This window comes from Catenulispora rubra, assembly GCF_015356825.1.
Lineage (GTDB): Bacteria > Actinomycetota > Actinomycetes > Streptomycetales > Catenulisporaceae > Catenulispora > Catenulispora rubra.
In genome coordinates, this window is record NZ_JAACYW010000482.1 from 1 (window position 1) to 5,010 (window position 5,010).

Genomic DNA, 5,010 nt, shown 5'->3' on the forward strand with positions numbered 1-5,010 from the left:
GCACGGGGCCGAGGATGGCGGATCGCATCGGGGTGGGGTCTCCGGTTCCTGAGTCGGTGCCAGCAAGATCAACTTTGGCGAAGGCTACTGGTCGCGACGGCCCCGGCGGGTCCGGCGCGCCGGGGTGCGCGGAAAGTCGAAGTACCTGGATATGGCCTCGCGGCAGATCGGTCTGTCCGTCAGAGAGCGACGCCACGGTGATGCCACCGCGACAACGGGCCCGGGATCTCTGAGGAGGACATGATGACCGAGCGGAACCTCACCCCCGGCACCGGCTGGGCCAACCCCGCCGGACCGGATAACAACCGCCCCGACGACACGGGCGGGCCTTTGGACCATGTGAAGAAAGCCTGGCAGACGCCCGGCGGCAAGCTGCTCACCATCATCCCGGCGGTGATCGCGCTGATCGTCGGGGGCGTCCTCGGCATGTCCGTCGGCGGCGGATCGAAGAACACGAACACTGTCACACCCGGGCCGACCGACTTCGTCACCACGACGGCGACGACGACCGCGGCCGGCGCCGTGCCGCCGCCCGCCACCTCCGCGACGTCCAGCGGCTCGGCGGCGGGACCCACCGCCACCGTCTCCAGCACGCCAACCGGGACCACTCCCCCAACGTCGCCGACCGGCAGCCAGTCTGCGCTGGTCCCGCCGGAGGGCGGCACCGTCCCGCTGGTCGACCTGGCACCGGTCAGCGGTACCTGGCAGTCGCGCGACGCGAGCCCCATGATCAACGGCACGCTGCAGCAGTTCGTGCTCGTCCAGGACATCCCGGAGGTCAACACGAACGGCGACGTGGGCTACAACCTCGGCCGCTACTACACGAAGCTCACCGGCGTCATCGGCCTCGACGACAACTCCGCAGTCGCCACGATGCACCCGACCATCGAGATCGACGGCGACGGCCTCAAGCTCGCCACGTTCACCCCGACGCTCGGCCACCCGGCCCAGATCAGCCTGAACGTGAGCAGCATCCTGCGGCTCGACATCAAGTACGCCAGCCTCGACAGCACCGGCAACTACAGCACCGGGACCACGCTCATCCTTGCCAACGGCCAGCTGACGCCGATCCCCGGCTACCACCCGCCCGCGCCGACCTCGTCCTGAACCCGACCCGCCTCCGGAAAGGAATCAGCACCATGGCACGCGAGAACAACCGCTTCACGTTCGACGGCGGCGCCGCCACCTTCTGGGGCACCGCCCTGCTGGCCGGCCTCGTCACGATATTCACGCTCGGCATCTGCTACCCGTTCGGCGTCGTCCTGATGCAGCGCTGGCAGGCCAAGCACTCGTTCATCGACGGCCAGCGCCTGATCTTCACCGGATCGGCCTGGGGCCTGTTCGGCAACTGGCTCAAGTGGTGGTTCTTCACCTGCATCACGCTGGGCATCTACGGGTACTGGGTCATCCCGCGCCTCACCCGCTGGAAGTGGGAGAACACCGGGTTCGACCCCGCGGCCCAGGTCGTCGCCCACGCGCAGTAGACCGCGCGGGAGCGGAGCGGCCGAGGAATGTGCCCGGGGGAAGCGACGTTGGTCGCTTGCGCCGGGCACACGGGTTCCTCAGGGCTCGTGGTTGCCCGGGCTCATCGAAGCCCACCGAGGAGGCTGCTGCGTGGAACTGGGTGTGTACGGACTGAGCGCCAAAGCGACGCTGGGCCCCGCCGACACGGCACGGCTGGCCCGCCGGGCCGAAGGGCTGGGATACCGCTCCTGGTGGGTGGGCGACCACGTGGTCCTGCCCTCCCCCCGCGTGCCGGAGTCCCCGATGGCCCCGGAGGACCCGATCCTCGATCCGCTCCTGCACCTGTCCTACGTGGCGGCGCTGACCGAGCGGATGGAGCTGGGCACTGGCATTCTCATTCTCCCGCAACGCAATCCGCTGGTCCTGGCCAAGCAGGCGGCCAGCCTCGATGTGCTGTCCGGCGGCCGGCTGCTGCTCGGCATCGCGCCGGGATACCTGGAGCCGGAACTCGCAGCGCTCGGCGTCACGCTGGCCGAGCGCCGTGGCCGGACCGACGAGTACCTGGACGCGATGCGGCAGCTCTGGAACGAGCCCGCGCCGGAATTCCACGGCAAGTACGTGAACTTCGCGAACCTGGTCGCCTATCCACGACCGGTGCAGCCCGGCGGCCCCCGCATCGTGGTCGGCGGCCACAGCCCCGCCGCGTATCGCCGCGCCGTCGCCAAGGGCCACGGCTGGATCGGCAGCGGCAGCAACCCGGCCGATCTCCAGCAGCACCTGGACGGTTTGGCGAAGGCGGCACGCGAGGTGGAGCGCCCGGAGTGGCTGGGCCGCCTGGAGATCGTCTTCATGCAGATCAACCCGGTCGAGGTACAGCCGGATATCGCGCTGCGCTATGCGGAACTCGGCGTGGACCGGCTGCTGGTGTATCCGCTGCCGTTGGAGGTTCCGGCCGACGTCGAGGTGTTCCTGGAACAGCACGCCGAACTCATCCGGTGATCCGCGTGAATTCGTCCCCTGACTGACAAGTTCACGCGGCCGAGTTCACTCACCCAAGTTCACTTTGCCAAGCTCACTCGCCGAGGTTCACTCGTCCCCGCGCCGGCCGCCGTCGGCCAACAACCGCGCGACCGGCAACGTCGCCGCACCGAGCGCGGTCGCCGAGGGGCCGAGTTCGCCCGGCTCGATCCGCGTGAACTCCTGCAGATAAGGCAGCGCATGCTGCCGCACGACCAGACGCACAGCCGGCAACAGCGCGTCGCACAGCAGCGCGCCGGCCCAGCCGGAAAGGATCACGCGGTCCGGCGCGACCAAGTTGATCAGGTTGCTGATTCCGATGCCGAGGTACCGGGCCGTCTCGTCCAGCACCGCGCCGGCCGCGGGTTCCCGGTGCTTGACGGCGCGTGCGACGAGTTCGGCCAGGTGTGCCTCGACGCCGTCGCCGTCGAACGGCGCGCTGCCCGGCGTGCCCGCATAGCGCGCGAGGATCGCCTCGGCCCCGATGTACGTCTCCAGGCAGCCGCGCGCTCCGCAGCGGCACGTGGGGCCGTCGAGGTCGACGACCGTGTGTCCCCACTCCATCGTGAAGCTGCGGGCCCGGCCCGCCGGACCGGCCGTCATCGACAGCGCTCCGCCGGCGCCGATCCCCAGCAGGAGCGTCACGGCACGCTCCGCGCCGCGTGCCGCACCGTGCCAGTTCTCGGCCTGGCCCAGGGCCATCGCGCCGTTGTCGACGTCGGGCGCGAAGCCGAGGCCGGCGCGGAGCAGGCCGGCCAGCGGGACCGCGGACCAGCCGAGGGTCGGGGCGTGGATCACCGATCCGCCGGCGCCCGGCACGCCGATCCCGACGCCGAGCAGGCCGTCCGGGGTGATGCCGGCGCGCGCGGTGACCGCGGCTATCTCGGACAGGATCTGGTCGGCCACCTCGTGCGGCGGGATCTGCGCGGTGGCCACCGCCCGGACCTCGTCGTCGGCGACCGGTTGCAGCGTCCAGTCGAACAGGCCCACCCGGATCTCGGTCTCGCCGATGTCGACGCCGACCACGTGCCCGAAGTCGGGGCGCACGCGCAGCAGCGAGCGCGGCCGGCCGCCGGCCGAGCTCTGCGAGCCGTTCTCGCCGACCAGGCCGTCCGCGATCAGGTCGGAGACCACGTTGCTGATCGTCGCCGCGCTGAGCCCGGAGGCGCGTGCCAGGTCGTTGCGATTGGTGCACTCCCGGAGATACAGCCGCGTCAGGACATCCGAGCGGTTGTGCCACCGCAGATCACGAGTCGTTTTCTGGGCGCGGGAGGTCACAGCACGGATTCTGCCACGTCACGGCCGCGCGAGGTCGGGTTCGGCTGATCCACACCGGCCGGCCGCGGCGGCCGATTGGTTTAGACCCTTGACGAGACCGGGCGGTGAGAGTTCAATCACGTCTTGAACTAAGAAGTGAATAAAAGAGCTGAGACGATCAACGCAGCACACCTCCCCACTCCCCCACGTAGTCCTCAGGCGGTACCCCCATGTCTAAATCGTCCCCAGGCACCACCGCGAGACACCGCGTCCGGCTCCTGATCCGCGCGGTCTCAGCCGCCGCGCTTGTTACGTCAGGATTCGCGATCGCCGACGCCGCTCCGGCACACGCCGCGAACGAATCGGTCAACATCTGGCTGACGACCACGAACGACTCCGGCGGGCGCAACGTCACCCAGGGCCTGCGGCAGCAGGCGCCGGTCTCGTTCAACGCCGGCACCGGCGGCGCCGGCCAGGTGGTCAACGTCAACGAGAACACGCACTACCAGCAGTTCACCGGCGCCGGCGCGTCCTTCACGGACACCGCGGCCTGGCTGATGAACAGCAGCGGCGCGCTCAGCAGTTCCACCCGCAACACCGTGATGAACAACCTGTTCAACCCCACGACGGGGATCGGGCTGGACTTCCTGCGCAACCCCTTGGGCGCCTCGGACCTCGCCCGGTACAGCTACACGTTCGACGACATGCCGTCGGGGCAGACCGACCCGTCCCTGGCGAACTTCTCCATCGCCCACGACCTGGCCGACGTCCTGCCGCTGACCAAGCAGGCGCAGCAGCTCAATCCGGGGCTGAAGGTCATGGCCTCGCCGTGGACGGCGCCGCCGTGGATGAAGGACAGCGGCGCGTACAGCCAGGGCTATCTCCAGTCGCAGTACTACTCCGCTTACGCGCAGTACTTCGTGAAGTACATCCAGGCGTACCAGGCGCAGGGCGTCCCGATCAACTTCGTCTCGGTGCAGAACGAGCCCACCTGCTGCTCCGGCTACCCGTCGATGCAGTGGAACGGATCAGGCCTCGACGTCTTCACGGCCAACGACCTGCTCCCGGCGTTCCACGCCGCAGGCGTGTCCACCAAGGTCCTGGCCCTGGACTGGAACCCCGACACCTACGCCTCCTACGGCTCCCCCAGCGTCGACGACGCCACGGTCCGCAACGACCCCAACTTCGGCGGCATCGCCTGGCACGGGTACGGAGGCAGCGTCACCACGCAGACGGACATCCACAACCAGTACCCGAACGTGGACGCCTACG

General features: G+C 69.4%; 5 protein-coding genes. 4 read left to right on the forward strand and 1 reads right to left on the reverse strand.

Annotation, left to right across the window (positions count from 1 at the left end):
- Positions 1–243 precede the first annotated feature (243 nt).
- The 3 genes from GWK61_RS52680 to GWK61_RS52690 all read left to right on the forward strand — a co-directional run bounded on the left by GWK61_RS52680 (position 244) and on the right by GWK61_RS52690 (position 2,463).
- The gene (locus tag GWK61_RS52680) at positions 244–1,107 is read left to right on the forward strand and encodes a hypothetical protein (protein WP_194921811.1); all 864 of its coding nucleotides are present in this window, start codon (positions 244–246) and stop codon (positions 1,105–1,107) included.
- 32 nt (positions 1,108–1,139) lie between these two features.
- Positions 1,140–1,484 carry a YjgN family protein gene (locus GWK61_RS52685; protein ID WP_194921812.1) on the forward strand — a complete coding sequence of 115 codons (345 nt, stop codon included), beginning with the start codon at positions 1,140–1,142 and terminating at the stop codon, positions 1,482–1,484.
- A 130-nt stretch (positions 1,485–1,614) separates the two neighbouring features.
- Complete coding sequence (locus GWK61_RS52690; RefSeq protein WP_194921813.1) at positions 1,615–2,463, forward strand: TIGR03619 family F420-dependent LLM class oxidoreductase; 849 nt, start codon at positions 1,615–1,617, stop codon at positions 2,461–2,463.
- Positions 2,464–2,550: 87 nt separating this feature from the next.
- Here the strand turns inward: GWK61_RS52690 and GWK61_RS52695 are convergent, their stop codons facing one another.
- A complete protein-coding gene (locus tag GWK61_RS52695) occupies positions 2,551–3,759 on the reverse strand; it encodes an ROK family transcriptional regulator (protein ID WP_194921814.1) in 1,209 nt (402 codons plus the stop codon).
- Positions 3,760–3,968: 209 nt separating this feature from the next.
- Between GWK61_RS52695 and GWK61_RS52700 the strand changes: the two genes are divergently transcribed.
- On the forward strand, positions 3,969–5,010 hold a 1,042-nt coding region (locus tag GWK61_RS52700; protein WP_438939832.1), incomplete at its 3' end, for a glycoside hydrolase family 30 protein.